General features: G+C 63.2%; 16 protein-coding genes. 6 read left to right on the plus strand and 10 right to left on the minus strand.

The genetic code is table 11. From position 1 onward, the window contains the following. Window positions 1–26: 26 nt before the first annotated feature. Genes NMG80_RS33475 through NMG80_RS33485 form a run of 3 tightly spaced genes read left to right on the plus strand, consistent with a single transcriptional unit; the run spans window position 27 to window position 2,820 of the window. Window positions 27–935, plus strand: coding sequence for an ABC transporter permease (locus tag NMG80_RS33475; RefSeq protein WP_254022098.1), 909 nt, complete (start codon window positions 27–29; stop codon window positions 933–935). Beyond that, complete coding sequence (locus NMG80_RS33480) at window positions 932–1,726, plus strand: ABC transporter permease (protein WP_254022146.1); 795 nt, start codon at window positions 932–934, stop codon at window positions 1,724–1,726. The genes NMG80_RS33475 and NMG80_RS33480 overlap by 4 nt, the downstream gene beginning before the upstream one ends. Window positions 1,727–1,755: 29 nt before the next feature. Next, entirely contained in the window at window positions 1,756–2,820 is a 1,065-nt protein-coding gene (locus NMG80_RS33485; protein ID WP_254022099.1) for an ABC transporter ATP-binding protein, read from the plus strand. Between the two features lie 31 nt (window positions 2,821–2,851). Here NMG80_RS33485 and NMG80_RS33490 read toward each other — a convergent pair whose 3' ends face one another. Together NMG80_RS33490 and NMG80_RS33495 are read right to left on the minus strand one after the other, a co-directional pair. Then, window positions 2,852–3,400, minus strand: coding sequence for a hypothetical protein (locus NMG80_RS33490; RefSeq protein WP_254022100.1), 549 nt, complete (start codon window positions 3,398–3,400; stop codon window positions 2,852–2,854). An 80-nt stretch (window positions 3,401–3,480) separates the two neighbouring features. Next, window positions 3,481–4,107: a glutathione S-transferase family protein gene (locus tag NMG80_RS33495; protein WP_254022101.1), complete on the minus strand. Its 627-nt coding sequence runs from the start codon at window positions 4,105–4,107 to the stop codon at window positions 3,481–3,483. A gap of 124 nt (window positions 4,108–4,231) precedes the next feature. Here NMG80_RS33495 and NMG80_RS33500 point away from each other — a divergent pair, with 124 nt between their 5' ends. The 3 genes from NMG80_RS33500 to NMG80_RS33510 all read left to right on the plus strand — a co-directional run bounded on the left by NMG80_RS33500 (window position 4,232) and on the right by NMG80_RS33510 (window position 7,646). Next, window positions 4,232–5,782: a cation:proton antiporter gene (locus NMG80_RS33500; RefSeq protein WP_254022102.1), complete on the plus strand. Its 1,551-nt coding sequence runs from the start codon at window positions 4,232–4,234 to the stop codon at window positions 5,780–5,782. Between the two features lie 96 nt (window positions 5,783–5,878). Beyond that, window positions 5,879–6,793: an endonuclease/exonuclease/phosphatase family protein gene (locus tag NMG80_RS33505; protein ID WP_254022103.1), complete on the plus strand. Its 915-nt coding sequence runs from the start codon at window positions 5,879–5,881 to the stop codon at window positions 6,791–6,793. A 7-nt stretch (window positions 6,794–6,800) separates the two neighbouring features. Then, window positions 6,801–7,646: an EamA family transporter gene (locus NMG80_RS33510; protein ID WP_254022104.1), complete on the plus strand. Its 846-nt coding sequence runs from the start codon at window positions 6,801–6,803 to the stop codon at window positions 7,644–7,646. 29 nt (window positions 7,647–7,675) lie between these two features. Here the strand turns inward: NMG80_RS33510 and NMG80_RS33515 are convergent, their stop codons facing one another. The 8 genes from NMG80_RS33515 to NMG80_RS33550 all read right to left on the minus strand — a co-directional run bounded on the left by NMG80_RS33515 (window position 7,676) and on the right by NMG80_RS33550 (window position 17,612). Further along, on the minus strand, window positions 7,676–9,334 hold the full coding sequence (locus tag NMG80_RS33515) for a GMC family oxidoreductase (RefSeq protein WP_254022105.1): 1,659 nt from the start codon (window positions 9,332–9,334) through the stop codon (window positions 7,676–7,678). A gap of 12 nt (window positions 9,335–9,346) precedes the next feature. Further along, a complete protein-coding gene (locus tag NMG80_RS33520) occupies window positions 9,347–10,108 on the minus strand; it encodes a 3-ketoacyl-ACP reductase (protein WP_254022106.1) in 762 nt (253 codons plus the stop codon). Beyond that, window positions 10,105–11,607: a GMC oxidoreductase gene (locus tag NMG80_RS33525; RefSeq protein WP_254022107.1), complete on the minus strand. Its 1,503-nt coding sequence runs from the start codon at window positions 11,605–11,607 to the stop codon at window positions 10,105–10,107. The genes NMG80_RS33520 and NMG80_RS33525 overlap by 4 nt, the downstream gene beginning before the upstream one ends. After that, the gene (locus tag NMG80_RS33530) at window positions 11,607–12,722 is read right to left on the minus strand and encodes an ABC transporter ATP-binding protein (RefSeq protein ID WP_254022108.1); all 1,116 of its coding nucleotides are present in this window, start codon (window positions 12,720–12,722) and stop codon (window positions 11,607–11,609) included. Before NMG80_RS33530 ends, NMG80_RS33525 begins: the two co-directional genes overlap by 1 nt. A 4-nt stretch (window positions 12,723–12,726) precedes the next feature. Then, a complete protein-coding gene (locus tag NMG80_RS33535) occupies window positions 12,727–13,671 on the minus strand; it encodes a carbohydrate ABC transporter permease (protein ID WP_254022109.1) in 945 nt (314 codons plus the stop codon). Continuing rightward, the gene (locus tag NMG80_RS33540; RefSeq protein ID WP_254022110.1) at window positions 13,668–14,624 is read right to left on the minus strand and encodes a carbohydrate ABC transporter permease; all 957 of its coding nucleotides are present in this window, start codon (window positions 14,622–14,624) and stop codon (window positions 13,668–13,670) included. Before NMG80_RS33540 ends, NMG80_RS33535 begins: the two co-directional genes overlap by 4 nt. 163 nt (window positions 14,625–14,787) lie before the next feature. Beyond that, window positions 14,788–16,041 (minus strand): ABC transporter substrate-binding protein, encoded by a 1,254-nt coding sequence (locus NMG80_RS33545; protein ID WP_254022111.1) that lies wholly within the window; start codon window positions 16,039–16,041, stop codon window positions 14,788–14,790. Window positions 16,042–16,100: 59 nt separating this feature from the next. After that, window positions 16,101–17,612: an aldehyde dehydrogenase family protein gene (locus tag NMG80_RS33550; RefSeq protein WP_254022112.1), complete on the minus strand. Its 1,512-nt coding sequence runs from the start codon at window positions 17,610–17,612 to the stop codon at window positions 16,101–16,103. Window position 17,613: the final 1 nt, after the last annotated feature.

The following is a 17,613-nucleotide window of genomic DNA, read 5'->3' on the forward strand; positions in this document are numbered from 1 at the left end:
CGCCCCATGCCAACTTCGGGAAGTCCATGGCAGACTCCACAGTGTCCCAGACAGCCAGCGTCAGCCCTGACGTGCCGGAGATCGGCCGCCTTCGGCTGCCGCTGCATTGGTTAGGCGTAGCTCCGTTCTTCGTTTTCGCGCTGCTCTTTCTGATCTTGCCCACGGTAGGGCTGATCGCGGGCGCGTTCAAAAATGCAGCCGGCGACTATACGCTCGACAATATCATAGCGTTGTCGCAACCCAAGCTCGCAGCGGCCTATTGGGTGTCCATTCAGATCAGCTTTGTTTCTGCGATCCTTGGCGCCTTGATCGGCCTGGCAATGGCCGTGGCAGTGGTTCGCGGGGGCTTGCCGTCGTGGTTACGCTCGGCGACTTTGACCTTCTCGGGCGTCGCCTCGAATTTCGCCGGCGTGCCGCTGGCATTCTCGTTCATTGCGACGCTCGGTCGGCTCGGAGTGGCGACGATCCTGTTGCGAGACATTTTCGGCATTAACATCTATTCGCTCGGCTTCAGTATCTTTTCGTTCTGGGGCCTTATCCTCACCTACCTCTATTTCCAGATTCCATTGATGATCGTCATCATCACGCCGGCGGTCGATGGGCTGAAGAAGGAATGGGGCGAAGCTGCCGCCACGCTCGGCGCAACCAATTGGCAATATTGGCGCATGGTGGTGATCCCGGTGTTATGGCCGAGTTTTCTCGGCACGACGGTCCTGCTCTTTGCCAACGCGTTCGGCGCGGTCGCAACGGCCTATGCACTGACGGGGCCGTCACTCAACATCGTGCCCATCCAGTTGTTCGCGCAGATTCGCGGCGACGTGCTTTACAATCCGAATCTAGGCTATGCGCTTGCATTCGGCATGATCGTCATCACCGGCCTGGCCAATCTCTTCTACATTTTGTTCCAACGGCGAGCCGAACGGTGGCTGAGATGAAGCAAGGCAGCCGTTTTTGGGCCTGGCTGGTTTTTGGCGTGGGAACCACCTATTTTATCCTGCCGCTTTTGGCGACCTTTGAATTCTCCTTGCGTAAGCGGCGAGGGGAATACTCCTTTGACGCCTACCGCACGGTCTTCGGAGATCCGAATTTCCAGGCGACATTTACCTATTCCGTCATTGTGGCGGTCTTCACCATCCTCTTGGGCGTGCTCCTCGTTGTCCCGACGGCTTACTGGATACGGCTGCGGCTACCGCATCTGCGGCCGGTCGTAGAGTTCATCACCCTGCTGCCGCTGGTTATCCCCGCTATCGTCATCGTCTTCGGCTACATCAGAATGTTCGGTTCGAATTCGGCGTTGCCTTTTCTGGCGACAGCGCGCGGCGCCGATGCTCTGCTGGTCATCGGCTATGCAGTGCTGGCGCTGCCTTATATGTACCGGGCGGTCGATACCGGCCTCAGGACCATCGACGTCAGAACGCTCACCGAAGCCGCACAAATCCTCGGCGCAGGCTGGACCACCATCATCGCCCGCATCATCCTGCCGAACGTGCTGATCGCCGTCTTGTCCGGTGCGTTCCTGAGTTTTGCCATCGTCATCGGCGAGTTCACGATGGCCTCGCTGCTGAATCGCCCGGCCTTCGGCCCCTATCTGCAGAACATCGGCGCCAACAGTGCCTATGAGCCATCGGCACTGGCGCTCATTTCGTTCGCCATCACCTGGGGCTGCATGTCGCTGATCCAGATCCTGTCGCGTTTTGCGCCGCGATCGGCGAATCGGCCAAACTGATCGAAAAAGTACCGACCGAAAGAAAAGCCATGGCCGAGCCATTCCTCTCCATCCAGCAGGTTCGAAAATCCTTCGGCGCAACCACCGTCGTCCAAGACTTCAACCTCGACGTCGAGCCGGGCGAATTCGTCTCCTTCCTCGGGCCATCGGGCTGCGGCAAGACGACGGTGCTGCGCATGGTCGCCGGCTTCGAGGAGCCGAGCGCCGGCAAGATCGTGGTGGCCGGCAAGGACATCACCCGGCTCAAGCCCAACCAGCGCAATGTCGGCATGGTGTTCCAGGCCTATGCGCTGTTTCCCAACCTGACGGTGGCGCAAAACATCGGCTTCGGGCTGAAGGTCGCCGGCATGCCCAAGGCCGATGCCGACAGGCGCGTTGCCGAGATGCTCGACCTCATCAAGCTTCCGCAGATGGGCGACCGCTATCCTTATCAGCTCTCCGGTGGCCAGCAGCAGCGTATCGCGCTGGCGCGGGCGATTGCGCCGAAGCCGAAGCTCCTGCTGCTCGATGAGCCGCTGTCGGCGCTCGACGCCAAGGTGCGCGTGTCGCTGCGCGAGGAAATCCGCTCGATCCAGAAGAAGCTCGGCATCACCACCGTCTTCGTCACCCACGACCAGGAAGAGGCGCTGTCGATCTCCGACCGCATCGCTGTCATGTATGGCGGCAAGGCCGAGCAGGTCGGCACGCCGTTCGAGATCTACAACCGGCCGGCGACCAAGTTCGTCGCCAATTTCGTCGGCACGCTGAACGTGCTCGAAGGCACCGTCACCGATGCAGCGTCGGGCAAGGTGCGCGTCAATTCGCAAGAGGTCTCGCTGCAGGGAAAGCTAAACGGCTCCAAGTCCGGCGACACGCTGTCGCTGGCGCTGCGGCCCGAGGCGATTTCGCTCGGCCGCCAACCCGGCCGCGACTCCAGTCTTTCGGGCGAGATCACCGAAGTGCACTTCCTCGGCTCGGTCATCCGGGTTCGCGTCGGCATCGGCGGCAGCACGGTATCGCTCGACACGTTCAACAGCCCGGCCTCGCCGCCTCCCGCCGTCGGCGAGAAGGCCGAGATTTCCTTTTCGTCGGGCGACATGCTGGTGCTGCATTAAAAGCGGCAGACACCGGGATTGGATCGCCGATCTATTCGGCGGGGCAACGGCCCCAAATGAACGGCATTTCGAGGTCGAAATCGACCTCAAGCAGGGTATTGGGTGTCATCATCAGCAATGCACTCGTCCCATTGGCATTTCTCAGAATTTGTTTGCCGTTTCCCCCTAACGTCCCGAGGACTTCCATTTGCTGTTGGATGTTCCATCGGTAGTTGTAGGACATTCCCGTTTTGAAAATATACTCTTTGTGGATCGCCTGCTTCGCCCGGGGAACGATAGGCGCGATGATTTCGAAGGAATAGTCGGTCAATTTCTTGAAAGACTCTCCATACTTAAAACAGTATTTCTTCATACTGTCTTCGCTGGTCAGATCGGAATATCCAAGATCAACCCATTTCCCTTCTATGATGGAGAGCAATCTCTCATTCGTCTGCTGCGCCCAGAGTCCCATCCCTGGGTCCGGTCTCGAAGTTCCCAATAGTTTGATCTTTGCCGCCAGCAATTCGTCGTATAGCGCGGAAGCCTTGGCGACAGGTGAAAAGAGTATCAACGTGCACAATGCTATGAATAGTCTTGGCACTGGGAACTCCTCGCGCGGCTAAACCGGTACAAAGATTTGAATTCGGCGTCTGGTAGTAAACGACTGGTGTCGTCGACAGGTCAAGCCGGCGGGATGAACGGCTGGCTCACCGTCCTGAAGACCGGCAGTGCTTCCAGCCGCGCGGTATGGGCGGCGAGCGCTGGAAACGCGGCGAGCGAAGCCAGGCCGGGATGCGCCTCGCCAAGGAAGCGGAGCACGGCGGCAACCGCGATGTCGGCGTGACCGATGCGATCGCCGAACCAGTAGGTTTCAGGCTTTGTGCTGCGATCGGCTTCCAGTACGGCCATCACGCCTTCTATCTGCTTGCGGCAGCGCTCGACCCAGAGGCCCGAGACCGGCTCGTGCATTAGCCTCTCGTAGAACAGGCTGACCGCCTTATCGCCCAGCCCGGTTGCCAAAGCGGCTATCTTCAGCGCTTGGCGGCGCGCCGGCTCGTCGGTCGGAAACATCCTGTGCTCGGCCGCTACAAGGCTGTCCAGATGGTCCAGCATGGCGTGGCTCTCGATGAGCACCTCGCCATCGTCCAGCACCAGGGTTGGCACGCGCGTCAGCGGATTGTAGGGCCTGATCTTGTCCGCATCGCCGAAGGTCGACCAGGGACGATGTTCAAACGGCAGGTTGTACATGGTCAGCGCTATGCCGACGCGACGGACGAAGGGCGAGTCATATTGGCCGATGAGGATCATGACCCAAGCTTATACGCAGACAACCGCCTCAACGCATACTGCCAAGTCAGAGCTCAACGGCCAATCAACAGCAGCTGATGGTTTTACCACTGCCAATCGTTTTGTTCCGCCGCTACGATAAGGCATGGCGCTTTTCGAGCTGACCCTTGTTCTCCTGCTGATCGCCGTCGCGCTGACGGCGTTGTCGCGACGGCTGGAGGTTCCCTATCCTTCGCTGCTGGCTTTGGCCGGGGTTGGAATTGCCTTTGTGCCCGGCGCACCGACTATCGAGATCGATCCGGAACTGGCGCTTGCTCTGTTCATCGCGCCGGTGCTTCTCGATGCCGCCTATGACACTTCGCTGCGCGACCTGAAGCGCTACCGGCTGTCGTTGGCGCTGCTGGCGCTTGGCGCCGTGGTCTTCACTACCGTGGTGGTTGCTTTCGTCGGCTGGAAGATGGCCGGCCTGCCGATCGCTGCAGCGATCGCGCTCGGCGCCATCGTTGCACCGCCGGATGCGGTGGCGGCATCTGCTGTGCTCAGCCAGTTCAAGGTGCCGCACCGCATCACCGCCATCCTGCAGGGCGAGAGCCTGCTCAACGATGCCACAGCGCTGTTGATCTACCGGATCACTGTGACGGCGGCGCTCGGCCCCATTCTGCTGAGTAGCGCCGTTCCAACGATCCTGCTGTCGACGATCGGCAGCCTTGCGGCCGGTTATCTGCTTGGCCGTTTCTCGCTGCTGACGCTCACCCGCATCGAGGATGCGGCAAGCAGCACAGTAGTGCAATTCGCCGGAACATTCGGGGTCTGGATCCTGGCTGACAGGCTGGGCCTTTCCGCCATCATCACCATTGTCGTCTACGCCATGACGATCGCGCGCACCGCACCTCGCCTGATGTCGGCCAGAAGGCGTGTCAGCACCTATTCGGTCTGGGAGTCGGCGGTGTTCGTGCTCAACGTGCTGGCCTTCGTGCTGATGGGCCTGCAGGCACGCTCGATCGTCGGCCGGCTCTCCGGCGAAGGGCAGGGCGAAGCCTTTCTCTTCGCCGCAACGGTGCTGGCCGTCGTCATCGTGGCACGCCTCGTTTGGGTGGCAAGCTACGTTGCGATCATACGATGGCTTGCCCGCTTCGACGGCGAAGACAAAAGGCGGGATATGCCGACGTTTGGCGGCGCCGTGCTTGTCGGTTGGTGCGGCATGCGGGGGCTGGTGACGCTGGTGGTGGCCATTGCGCTGCCGGCCGGCTTCCCTGGCCGCGATCCGATCGTGCTTGCCGCCTTCGCGGTGGTTCTCGGCACGCTGGTGCTGCAAGGGATGACGCTGAAGCCGCTGCTGCGCCTGCTGAACTTCGACCCCGACAGGACGGTCGACCACGAAGTGGCGCAGGCGCGCGTTGTCATCATGGAGGCGGCCCTCAAGGTGTTGAGCGGCAAGACGTCGAGTGCCGCTTCCGCCGTGCGCGAGCAATATACGGCCCAGCGCACGATTGCCGAAAACCCTGAGAACGCGCAGGCGGCAACGGAGTACGACCGGCTGCGCCTCTATGCCATCAACGGCCAGCGCGACGCCCTGGAGGAACTGCGCCGCAACGGGACGATCGGCGACGAAGCCTATCACCGGTTGGAGGAAGAGATCGACTGGTCGGAACTGGCGGCGTCGCCGGCGGGCCGGTTCCAGCCGCTGACGACGTAGCTACGCTGCCTGGGCCCAAGCTCTCTCCATCCGGCTGCACATTGCAACCAATTCGCCAAACCGCTACTGCCATCACGAAATTGAGCCGGATAAGCAATGAAGCTGGTCAGCTACAACATCCAGTACGGGTTCGGCGGCGACGACCGCTATGATCTCGCGCGGGCGGCGCGTGTCGTGGCGGGCGCCGACATCATCGCCTTGCAGGAAGTGGAGCGGCACTGGCAGCGCAGCAACGAGGACGACCAGCCGGAAATCCTTTCGCGGCTGCTGCCCGAATACTATTGGGTTTATGGGCCGGCCTTCGACATGGACGCCAGCGAGCGACGTGACGGTCGCATCGTCAACCGGCGGCGGCAATTCGGCACCATGCTCCTGTCGAAGCTGCCGATCGCCTGGTCGCGCCTGCACACGCTGCCGCTGCGCCGCACCGTGCGTCCGCTCAACACCCGCAACGCAGCACTCGAATGCATGATCCGCACCCCTGCCGGTCCGGTGCGGGTGCTTTCGCTGCATCTGGCGCATATGGCCGCCGAAGAGCGGCTGGAGCAGATCGATTATTTGCTCGCCGAGCATCGCCGGGCGCCGTCCGACGGCGGCCCGTGGAGCGGCGCCGATGACGAACCCGAGCGCAACTGGAGCAATGGCGAGCCGGAGCCGGAAAACCCGCTGGCGGCGATCTGGATGGGCGATTTCAACATGGAGCCGGGCAGCGCCGAATACCGGCGCGTCGTCGGCAGCACGCCATATCATCGCGGTGCTGCCTATCTCGGCGGTTTTGTCGATGCCGCGGCCGTCGGCAGCGAACCGACGGCGGATTTCCATACCCATGTGAAGACCATCGACGGCAGGCTGACAAAACGACGGCTCGACCACTGCTTCGTCGGCGGAATGTTGGCGGGACGGGTGCGCTCGGTCAGTGCCGATATCGACGAAATCGCCTCCGACCATTTTCCGCTGCGGGTCGACATCGACCTGGAAACGCCGTTCGCGACGGGGACCGAAGGCGCATGAGCCGCCGATGACCTTGTTCGTCTTCTTCGCGGTGCTTGCCGCCGCCGCCATGCATGCGATCTGGAACGCGCTGGTCAAGGTCCATCTCGACCGTTTTTTGTCGATCACGCTGATGACGCTCGGCATGGGCGCCGTGGCGCTTCTGGCGCTGCCATTTGTCGAGGTGCCGAAAGCGGAAGTGTGGCCCTACATCATCGCTTCGGTGATCTTCCACACGGGCTACAGGACGTTCCTGATCGGCGCCTACAAGGCCGGCGATTTCGCCCAGACCTATCCGCTGGCGCGCGGCACGGCGCCGCTGCTTGCAGCACTTGGCGGCATCGTGGCCGTCGCCGAAGTTCCGGCGCCGCTCGCCATCCTCGGCATTGTTCTATTGTCGGCCGGGACGACGGTGCTGTCGTTTCGCGGCGGCGCGCATCTGGAAAGGCTGAACCTGCGCGCCGTCGGCTTTGCGCTGGGCACCTCGATCTTCATCGCCAGCTATACGCTGTCCGACGGCAGCGGCGCGCGGCTGGCCGCGACGGCGTCCAGCTATGCCGCATGGCTGTTCGTCTGCGATGCGCTGTGGGCGCTGGTGCTGTGCCTGATCTTTCGCGGACCAAAGGCGCTGCCGGTGCTGGCGCGCGACTGGAAGGCCGGTGTGTACACCGGCGTGCTCAGCGGCACCGCCTACTGGATCGTGATGTGGGCGATGACCAAGGCGCCGATCGCCTCGGTCGCGGCGCTGCGCGAAACCTCGATCTTGTTCGCCATGATGATCTCGGTGTTTGCGCTCGGCGAGAAGATGACGGGATGGCGCGGTGCTGCCGTGCTCAGCATTGTTGCCGGCGTCGTCGCGCTGAGGCTCGGATAGACGCTGCGGACCATGCGCAAATCAAAGTTCTACAGCGTCCTTTGCACGTCCATAGGACGCGTGGCGCTGTAGTTGCCTGAGAATACGGCCGGCGGCAGCGGCTCGCGGCCAAGGATCAGATCGGCGCCTTTTTCGCCGACCATGATGGTTGGCGCATTGGTGTTGGAGGATGGGATGCGCGGCATTACCGAAGCATCGCAGACGCGCAGACCCTCGATGCCGCGCAGCCTGAGATCCGGCGTCACCACGCTCATCGCGTCATGGCCCATGCGGCAGGTCCCGACGGGGTGGTGGTCGGTCTTGGAACTGCGGCAGGCATAGTCGAACAGCTCGTCGTCGTCGGTGAGTGTCGGTCCCGGCAGCACCTCGCGCAACACGTAGGGGGCAAGTGCCTTCTGCCGCATGATCTCGCGCGCCAGCCTGAGCCCCTTGATCGACATGTCGCGATCGTAGGGGTCGGACCAGTAATTCGGATCGATCAACGGGCCGTCGGCCGGGTCGGCGCTGTTCAGTCGCACCGTGCCGCGCGAATGCGGGCGCAGGAACGCCGAGTTCAGCGTCACGCCCGGATTTTTCAGCTTCTCGACGCCGGCCTCGATGCCGGAGCCGAGGCCGAGATGGAGCTGGATATCGGGCGAGGCGGCGGTCGGGTCGGCGTACCAGAAGCCGCCGGTTTCAAACAGGCTGGAGGCAACCGGACCTTTTTTCAGCAGCAGGTACTGCAAGCCGGCCCACACCGTCCGGTGCAGCTTGGCGTAGTTGTCGTAGGTGTGGTCGCCGGTGCATTCGGCAATGACGAACAGGTCGAGATGATCCTGCAGGTTGCAGCCGACGCCGGGCAGATCGAGCACCGGCGTCACGCCGACCGACTTCAGATGGTCGGCCGGGCCAATGCCCGACTGCATCAAGAGCTTCGGCGAGCCGATGGCGCCGGACGAGACGATCACTTCGCGCTCGGCGCGCAGGATCGTCGGTTGGCCACCCGGCCTGTCGACGATCTCGACGCCAGTGGCGCGGCCCTTGTCGATGACGATGCGCGTGACCAGCACATCTGTCCTGACGGTCAGGTTTTTTCGCGCGCGGATCGGCCTGAGATAGGCGACCGAGGCGGACGAGCGTCTCGCGTCCTTCTGCGTCAATTGATAATAGCCGACGCCTTCTTGGGCTGCCCCGTTGAAGTCCGGATTGAAAGGAATGCCCATTTCCTGCCCGGCGCGAAAATAGGCCTCGCAGATCGGCAGCGGCGCAATCGGGTTCGACACGCCGAGCGGACCCTGGTCGCCGTGAAAATCGTTGGCGTAGCGCTGGTTGTTCTCGGCCCGCTTGAAATAGGGCAGCACGTCGCGATAGCCCCAGCCGGCAAGGCCCTCTTCCTTCTCCCAGGCGTCGTAGTCGCGGGCATTGCCGCGCGTGTAGATCTGGGCGTTGATGGAGGAGCCGCCGCCGATCACCTTGGCCTGGGTATATCGGAAGACGCGATCCTTCATGTGCTTTTGCGGCACGGTCGACCAGCCCCAGGCGGCGATGCCCTTGGTCATCTTGGCGAAACCTGCCGGCATGTGGATCAGCGGGTGCCAGTCCTTGCCGCCGGCCTCGAGCAGCAGCACCTGATGCGATGGATCTTCGCTCAGCCGGTTGGCGAGGACGCAGCCGGCCGGGCCGGCGCCGACGATGATGTAGTCGGTCATGGCGTCACCTGTTCACAGCCTCGGCACCGACAGCGCACCGTCGACATTGATGATCGAGCCGGTCGAAAAACCGAGCTTTCCGCCGGCGAGTGCCACTACGGCGGCGCCGACATCGGCGGCTTCGCCCCAGCGCTTTGCCGGCACCAGCCCGCCGTCGATCAGCGCGTCATATTTGGCGGTGACGCCTGACGTCATGTCGGTGTGGATGATGCCCGGCCGCACCTCGAATACGCCGATGTTGTCGGCGGCGAGGCGTAGCGCCAGGGTTTTCACCCACATCGAAAGTCCGGCCTTGGAGATGCAGTAGTCGGCACGTTCCGGCGAGGCCATTTCGGCGCTGACCGAGGTGATGCTGATGATCGTTTTTGGAAAATCACCCGGCGCCGCAAGCATCGCCCTGGCGACGGCCTGGCTGAGGAACACGGTGCCGCGCAGATTGATGGCGAGAATCCGGTCGAAATTTTCCGGTTTCAATTCCAGCAGGTCGCCGCGTACCACGGCGCCGATGCCGGCATTGTTGATCAGGCAGTCGATGCGGCCGAAGGCGCTTGTCGCGGCATCGACCAATGCGGCATGATCGTCGAGGTCGGCAATGTCGCCGCAATGGTAGGCGAATTTCGCGCCGCGGGCGGTGATGTCAGCGGCAAGCCCGTCGCCGGCTATTTCGGCAAGGTCCACGACAAGGATATCAAAACCCGCATCGGCCAGCGCTTCGGCGCAGGCAAGGCCGATGCCACGCGCGCCGCCGGTGACGATGGCTGCCGGGCGGCTCATGCGACAAGCTCCGTCTTGCAGATGTGGTCGGCGACGCGCAGCGCTTGTGCGGCGATCGACAGCGCCGGATTGACCGCGGCCGAGTTCGGCAGGAAGCCAGCGTCGACGACAAACAGGTTCTTGTGGTCGAACGAGCGGCAGAACGGGTCGAGCGGCGAGGTCGCCGGATCGTCGCCCATCCTGACAGTGCCGCATTGGTGCGAGGGCGTGCGCTTGTCGAAAGGCCGCGACAGGACGATCGGATAGCCGCAGGCGCGGAAATTCTCGCGCATCACCTTGGTCAGCCCGTCGAGCGATTGCATGTTGGAGCGCCGCCACTGCATGACGATGTCCTTGCCGTCGACCATGATGCGGCTTTCGGGATCGGGCAGGTCCTCGCACATCAGGTACCAGTCGACGGCGTGGCCGGCCATGAAGTCCAGCGCGAATTTGGGTGCAAGCTTGACGTTGGCCCGCAGCATATAACCGTCGATCTTGCCGAGAAGCTGGACGTTGCCGAGCGGCTTGCCGCCCTTGCCGTCGGATAGATAGTAGTCGTTGAGCATCAGCGTCTTCTGGTAGACGGAGGTGTTCCTGCGGCGCGGATCGATCGCCAGCATGGCGCTCGAATTGTGGTTCATGAAGTTGCGGCCGACCTGGTCGGAGCGGTTGGCAAGGCCCTTTCCGTTGGGCGACGGCGAACGCAGCAGGATGGCGGCGGAATTGACCGCGCCGGCCGAGAGGATGACCAGTTTCGGCGTCACTTTCATCAGCGTGCCATTCTGGCGATAGTGTACGGCTGCGATCGTCGTGGCATCCGACGAGGCTTCGAGATATTCGACATGGGCGCCGGTCTCGAGCCTGATGTTCCGATCGGCAAGTGCCGCCGCCAGCGGCCCCGATTGGGCGTCGACCTTGCCGGTCCCGGTGTTGGGAAACGCGTCCCAGCCTGTCTTGCCGTCTCTTAGCCAGGCATCGATGTCGACGCCGAGCGGCAGCGATGCCGGGTGCAGGCCGAGGCCCTTGAGTTCGGCACGGGCGCGGGCGATCGGCGGCTCGTCCGGCACCGGCCCGAACGGATAGGGGATCGAGTGGAACGGCTCGGTCGGGTCTTGGCCGAGTGCGCCGCGCACGCGAAAAAGCTGCTCGGCCCTGGAGTACCATGGCTCGAACTCCTCATAGGAGAACGGCCAGGCCGGCGAGACGCCGCCATAGTGCTCCATCTCCGAAAAGTCTTGCCTGCGGTAGCGGATCAGCACTGCGCCATAGAATTTCGAATTGCCGCCGACATAGTAGTAGTTGCCGGGGTTGAAGGGCGCGCCGCCGGCCTCGCGCCACATCTCCTTCGGCCGGTAGTGGCCGTCGACGAAGATGGCGCGCGTGTCGCGCGTGTGCGGCGTCGCCGGCAGCGGTTCGCCACGCTCCAGCATCAGGATCGAGGCGCCGCTGCCGGCAAGGCCGGAAGCGATCGTGGCGCCGCCGATGCCGGAGCCGATGATGACGATGTCCGGGTTTGTCATCAGAGGATGCGGTTCTCGGTCGCCGGATCGAAGAACACCGCCTTGGTCAGGTTGAAGGCGAGCGGCGTGCTGGTGCCCGGCTGGATGTTGGCGTCGGCGCGCAGACGCGCCACCACCGCCTTGCCGCCCAGGTTGGTGACGGCGAAGGTATCGGAGCCGGCCGGTTCGACGACCTCGATGTGACAGTCGGCGGTGGCGATGTTCGATGCGTTGCGTTCGGCTCCTTCGGGATCGGTCAGGGCCTCGGGGCGGACGCCGAAGATGATCGGCCTGTCGTGGAATGCTGACAGACCCGTCGGCGCATCGGCCAGCGGCAGCGAGATCGGCTCGCGCGCCTCGCGCTGCAGCACAACGGACAATGCATTGCCATTGCCGCCGATCGTCGCCGGGATCAGGTTCATCGCCGGCGAGCCCATGAAGTCGGCAACAAACAGATTGGTCGGATTGTTGTAGATTTCGGCCGGCGTGCCGAACTGCTGCACCTCGCCGTCGCGCATCACCGCGATCTTGGTGGCCAGCGTCATCGCCTCGATCTGGTCGTGGGTGACGTAGACGATCGTCGTGCCTGTGGTTGCGTGCAGCCGCTTGATCTCGATGCGCATGTCGACGCGCAGCTTGGCGTCGAGATTGGACAGCGGCTCGTCGAAGAGAAACAGCTTGGGGTCACGCACCAGCGCCCGGCCCATGGCGACGCGCTGGCGCTGGCCGCCGGAAAGTTGGCTCGGCTTGCGCTGCAGGAGGTGGCCGATCTGCAGCACCTTCGCCACCTTGTCGATCGCCTTCTGGCGCTCGGCTGCCGGCACGCCGCGCATCTCCATGCCGAAGGCAATGTTCCCCGCAACTGTCATGTTCGGATAGAGCGCGTAGCTCTGGAACACCATGGCGATGTCGCGCTTCGAGGGGTGGAGATCGTTGATCGTGCGTCCGTCGACACGGATTTCGCCTTCGGTGATGGTTTCCAGCCCGGCGATGGTGTTGAGCAAGGTCGACTTGCCGCAGCCGGACGGGCCGACCAGCACGAGGAAGCCGCCCTTTTCGAGATCGAGGTCGATGCCCTTCAGGATCTCGACCGATCCGAACTGCTTCCTCAGCCCATCAATTTCGAGAAAAGCCATTCGATTATCCTTTGACGGCGCCGGCCATCAGGCCGCGCACGAAATAGCGGCCAGCGACCACATAGACGAGAAGGGTCGGCAGTGCGGCGATCATCGCCGCCGCCATGTTGACATTGTATTCGACGACGCCGGTCGAGGTGTTGACGACGTTGTTCAGCGCCACCGTCATCGGCATCGCGTCGCCGGTGCCGGCATAGGCCGAGGCGAACAGGAAGTCATTCCAGATGTTGGTGAACTGGTAGATGACGGTGACGACGAAGATCGGCATCGAATTCGGCAGCATGATGCGCCGGAAGATCTGGAAGAAGGAGGCGCCGTCGACCTGTGCCGCCCTGACCAGTTCGGTCGGGAAGGCCTCGTAATAATTGCGGAAGAACAAGGTGGTGAAGCCGAGCCCGTAGACGACGTGGACAAAGACCAGGTTGACCGTCGGATTGCCCAGGCCGAATGAAAATCCCGTGGCGTTGCGCAGCGTCACGCCGAAACGGCCGAGGCTGCCGAGGATCGTCGCCATCGGCAACAGCACCGACTGGAACGGGATGAAGCAGGCAAACAGCATCAGCCCGAAGACCAGCGTGTGGCCGCGGAAGCGCCATTTGGTCAGGACATAGCCGTTGAGGGCGCCGAGCAGCGTCGAGATCAGCACCGCCGGAACCACCATCTTGATGGAGTTCCAGAAATAACCCTTGATGCCGGCGCAGGTCAGGCCGACGCAGGTCTCGCCCCACGCCTTCAGCCACGGCTCGAAGGTTGGCGCCCGCGGCAGCGCCAGCATGTTGCCGTTCTGGATCTCGTCCATGGTCTTGAACGAGGTCACCAGCATGACGAACAGCGGCATCAGGTAGAACAGCGCGAACAGCGCCAGCAGGCTGTAAATGACGATACGGTTGACGGTCCTGGCGCTGATGCCGCCAGTGCTCTGGCGAGCGGGCGTGGCAATGACGCTCATCGCGGCTTCTCCCTGAGCTCGGAATAGAGATAGGGCACGATGATCGCGGTGATGGTCATCAGCATGATCACCGCGCTGGCCGAGCCGACGGCCATCTCGTTGCGCTTGAAAGTGTACTCATACATGAAGTTCGACGGCAGCCAGGCCGAGCCGCCCGGCCCGCCGCTGGTCAGTGCCACGACCAGGTCGTAGGACTTGATGGCGAGGTGGGCGAGCACGATGAAGGCCGAGAGGAACACCGGCCGCAGCAGCGGGATGACGATGCGGCGATAGAGCTGGAAAGTGGTGGCGCCGTCGATCTGCGCCGCCTTCATGATCTCGCCGTCGATGCCGCGCAGGCCGGCCAGGAACATCGCCATGATGAAGCCCGAGGCCTGCCAGACGCCGGCGATCACCACCGTGTAGATGACGAAATCCTTGTTCTTGATCCAGTCGAAATGGAAGCTCGTCCAGCCCCATTGATGCAGCGTCTGCTCGAGGCCGAGGCCGGGATCGAGGAACCATTTCCAGGCGACGCCGGTGACGATGAAGGACAGCGCCATCGGGTAGAGATAGATCGGCCGCAACACGCCTTCGCCGCGGATCTTCTGGTCGAGCAGGATCGCCAGGAACAGGCCGAGCGCCAGGCAGATGAAGATGTAGAGAAAGCCGAAAATGCCCATGTTGATAATCGAAGTGTACCAGCTCGACGGCGGGTCGCTCTCGAAGGTCCAGCGCCACAGCCGCTGATAGGCCCGCGGCCCGGTGAGCGCATAGGACGGAAAAGTCTTGGAATTGGTGAACGACAGATAGACCGTCCACAGGATGAAGCCGTAGACGAAGACGATGGTGATCGCAAAGCTTGGCGCCAGCACGATCTTCGGCAGCGCGTCCTGCAGGCGCGAACGCATTGAGACACCCGGGCGGGCGCCATGCTCCGGCGTCAGCTTGATCTGGGTCGTGACCGTAGTCATGGGCTCCTCCCTTACGGGTCCCTTCCCCGCCAGGCGGTGAAGGATAGCCCCGTCGAGACGGGGCGTGTTGTTGATCGCCGGCGCCATTCCGACCAGAGGCCGACCATCCTGGCTTGGTGGAACCTTCCCCACCGGAGCGGGGAAGGTCCTTGCATGCCGGTTTTTATTTGGCGTCTTCGATTGCGTTAACCAGCTGGGTCACGGCCTCGTCCGAGGTCTTGATCTGGCCGTGGACGAACTTCGAGACGACGTCCTTGTAGGCATTGGCGACGGCCGGCGGCGCGCCATAGCCTTGCGCCAGCGAGCCGAACAGCGTGCCGCCTTCGTTGGCCGCCTTCAGGTCGGCGATGCCCTTCTTGCCGCAAGCGTCGAAGTCGGTGTCGGGCACGTCGGTGCGGGCCGGGACCGAGCCCTTGACGACGTTGAAGGCCGACTGGAAGCTCTTCGACAAAGTGGCGGTGGCCAAGGCGACCTGGGCGGCCTTGCGGTCCTCCGGAACGCCGAACATGCCGAACATGTCGGAATTGTAGACCACGCTGCCGTCGGTGCCCGGGAAGCGGTAGCACAGGAAGTCGGTGCCCGGGGTCTTCTTGGCGGCGTTGAATTCGCCCTTGGCCCAGTCGCCCATCACCTGCACCAGCGCATCGCCCTTGATGACCATGGCGGTGGCAAGGTTCCAGTCGCGGCCGGAGAAGTTCGGGTCGACATAGGTGACGAGCTTGGCAAGGTTGTCGAACGACTTCTTCATCGTGTCCGACTTCAGCTGCTCTTCGTCGAGGTCGTTGAAGGCCTTCTTGTAGAATTCAGGTCCGCCGGTCGACAGCACGACCGAGTCGAACATCGTGGCTTCCTGCCAGTTCTGGCCGCCGAGCGCGAGCGGGATGACGCCCGCCGCCTTGGCCTTGTCGAGCAGCGCAACGAATTCGTCGAAGGTCTTGGGCTCGGTGCCGCCGATCTTGTCCATCACCGCCTTGTTGATCCACAGCCAGTTGACGGAGTGGACGTTGACCGGAGCCGCGACCCACTTGCCGTCATAGACCGAGAATTTCTGCAGGGCGGCCGGAACGGATTTGTCCCAGCCTTCCTTTACCGCCGCCTCGGTCAGGTCGCCCATCACGCCGGCCGCGGCATAATCGAGCACGGTATAGCCGAGCATCTGCGAGGCGGTCGGGTAGTTGCCGGCCGCGACCATCGCCTTCAGCGCGGTCATGGCGGCGTCGCCGCCGCCGCCGGCCACGGGCACGTCCTTCCAGGCAAAGCCTTGCTTGGCCAGATCCTCCTTGAGCACGTTCAAGGCAGCCGCTTCGCCGCCAGACGTCCACCAATGCAGCATCTCGACTTCCTTGACGTCCTGGGCATGGGCCGCGAACGCAAGACCCGAGCCGAGAGCCGTTCCGATAAGCAATTTGCGCAACATGTACTTCCTCCCTTGTTGCAGCTACACGACCGGCTGATGTTCGCCGGGTTCTTCCCAACTCAGCCGACCCACCATCCGGTGCGCTGGCCGCGATGAAACTGGATCGTCTTTTCCTCGGTATAGTCCTCGACGGCGCGCTTGCCGAGTTCGCGTCCGAGACCGGACTGCTTGTAGCCTCCGAAAGGCAGCTCGGGATAGCCTTCCATGAACGTGTTCACCCAAACGGTTCCCGAGCGCACATTCCGCGCCACCGACATGCAGGTATCGATGCTGGCGCTCCACACGCCCGCCGACAGACCATAGGGCGTGTTGTTGGCGATGCGCAACGCCTCTTCAATCGATCCAAAGGTCAGCACCGACAGCACCGGTCCGAACACTTCTTCACGCGCAATGGCCATGTCTTCGGTGACGCCGCGAAGGATGGTCGGGTCGAGATACTGACCAGCACTGGAGGCAATCTGCTTGCCGCCGCTATAGACGCTACTGCCGTCGTTTGCAGCCGCCGCCACGTAGCCGGTCACCTTGGCCAGGTGCTCGGAAGAGATCATCGCGCCGACCTTGGTGCTGTCGTCGAGCGGATCGCCGACGGTGACCCTTGCGGTGAGCGCCTTCACCGCGTCGAGGAAGTCGTCGGCGATTGTCTCATGGACGATCAGCCGGCTGCCGGCGTTGCAGCATTCGCCGGCGTTGAAAAAGCCGCCGAACACCGCCGCGTCGGCGGCGGCTTCGAGGTCGGCGTCTGGAAAGACGATCTGGCCGTTCTTGCCGCCGAGCTCCATAGAAACCTTTTTCAGCGAGTTCGCAGCCGACGCCATGGTCATCTTGCCGACCCGGGTGGAGCCGGTGAACGACACCATCTCGACCAGCGGGTGGCTGACCATCGGGGCGCCGACGTCGGCGCCCAGGCCGGCGAGGATGTTGACGACTCCGTCAGGCAAGCCGGCCTGCATCAGGATGTCGCCGAGCACGAAGGTCGAGGCCGACGTCATCTCGCTCGGCTTGACCACCGCGGTGCAGCCGGCGGCGAGCGCGAACGGCAGCTTCTGACTGAGGATGAGGAACGGAAAATTCCACGGCGTGATGATCGAGACGATGCCGATCGGTTCACGCAGCACGACGCCCAGCATGGCGTCGCCGAGATTGGCGTAGGTCTCGCCATGGAGCGTGCGGGCAAGCGCCGCGGCATAGCGCCAGATGTCGACGGCGCCGCCGATCTCGCCGCGCGCCTGGGCGATCGGCTTGCCGGATTCCAGTGCATCGAGCCGGGCAATCTCCTCGAGCCGCGCCTCGATCAGGTCTGCTGCCTTGAGCAGGATCGCGGCGCGCTCGCCGGCCTTCATGCGCGGCCAGGGGCCGGTCTCGAAGGCCTTGTGCGCGGCCTGTACCGCCGCCTCGACTTCCGCTTCGCCGGCTTGCGCATAGCGCGAAACGGCGAAGCCGTGGCCGGGGCTGTTGCGCTCCAGCGTGCGACCGTCGCGGGCAGCGACGAACTTGCCGTCGATCAGCAGCCGGTAGGACTTCGGTGCTGCGGCTGCCTCGGCGGGCATGGCGATGGTGAGGGGCAAGTTCATG

It is taken from the genome of Mesorhizobium escarrei (assembly GCF_935825525.1).
Lineage (GTDB): Bacteria > Pseudomonadota > Alphaproteobacteria > Rhizobiales > Rhizobiaceae > Mesorhizobium > Mesorhizobium escarrei.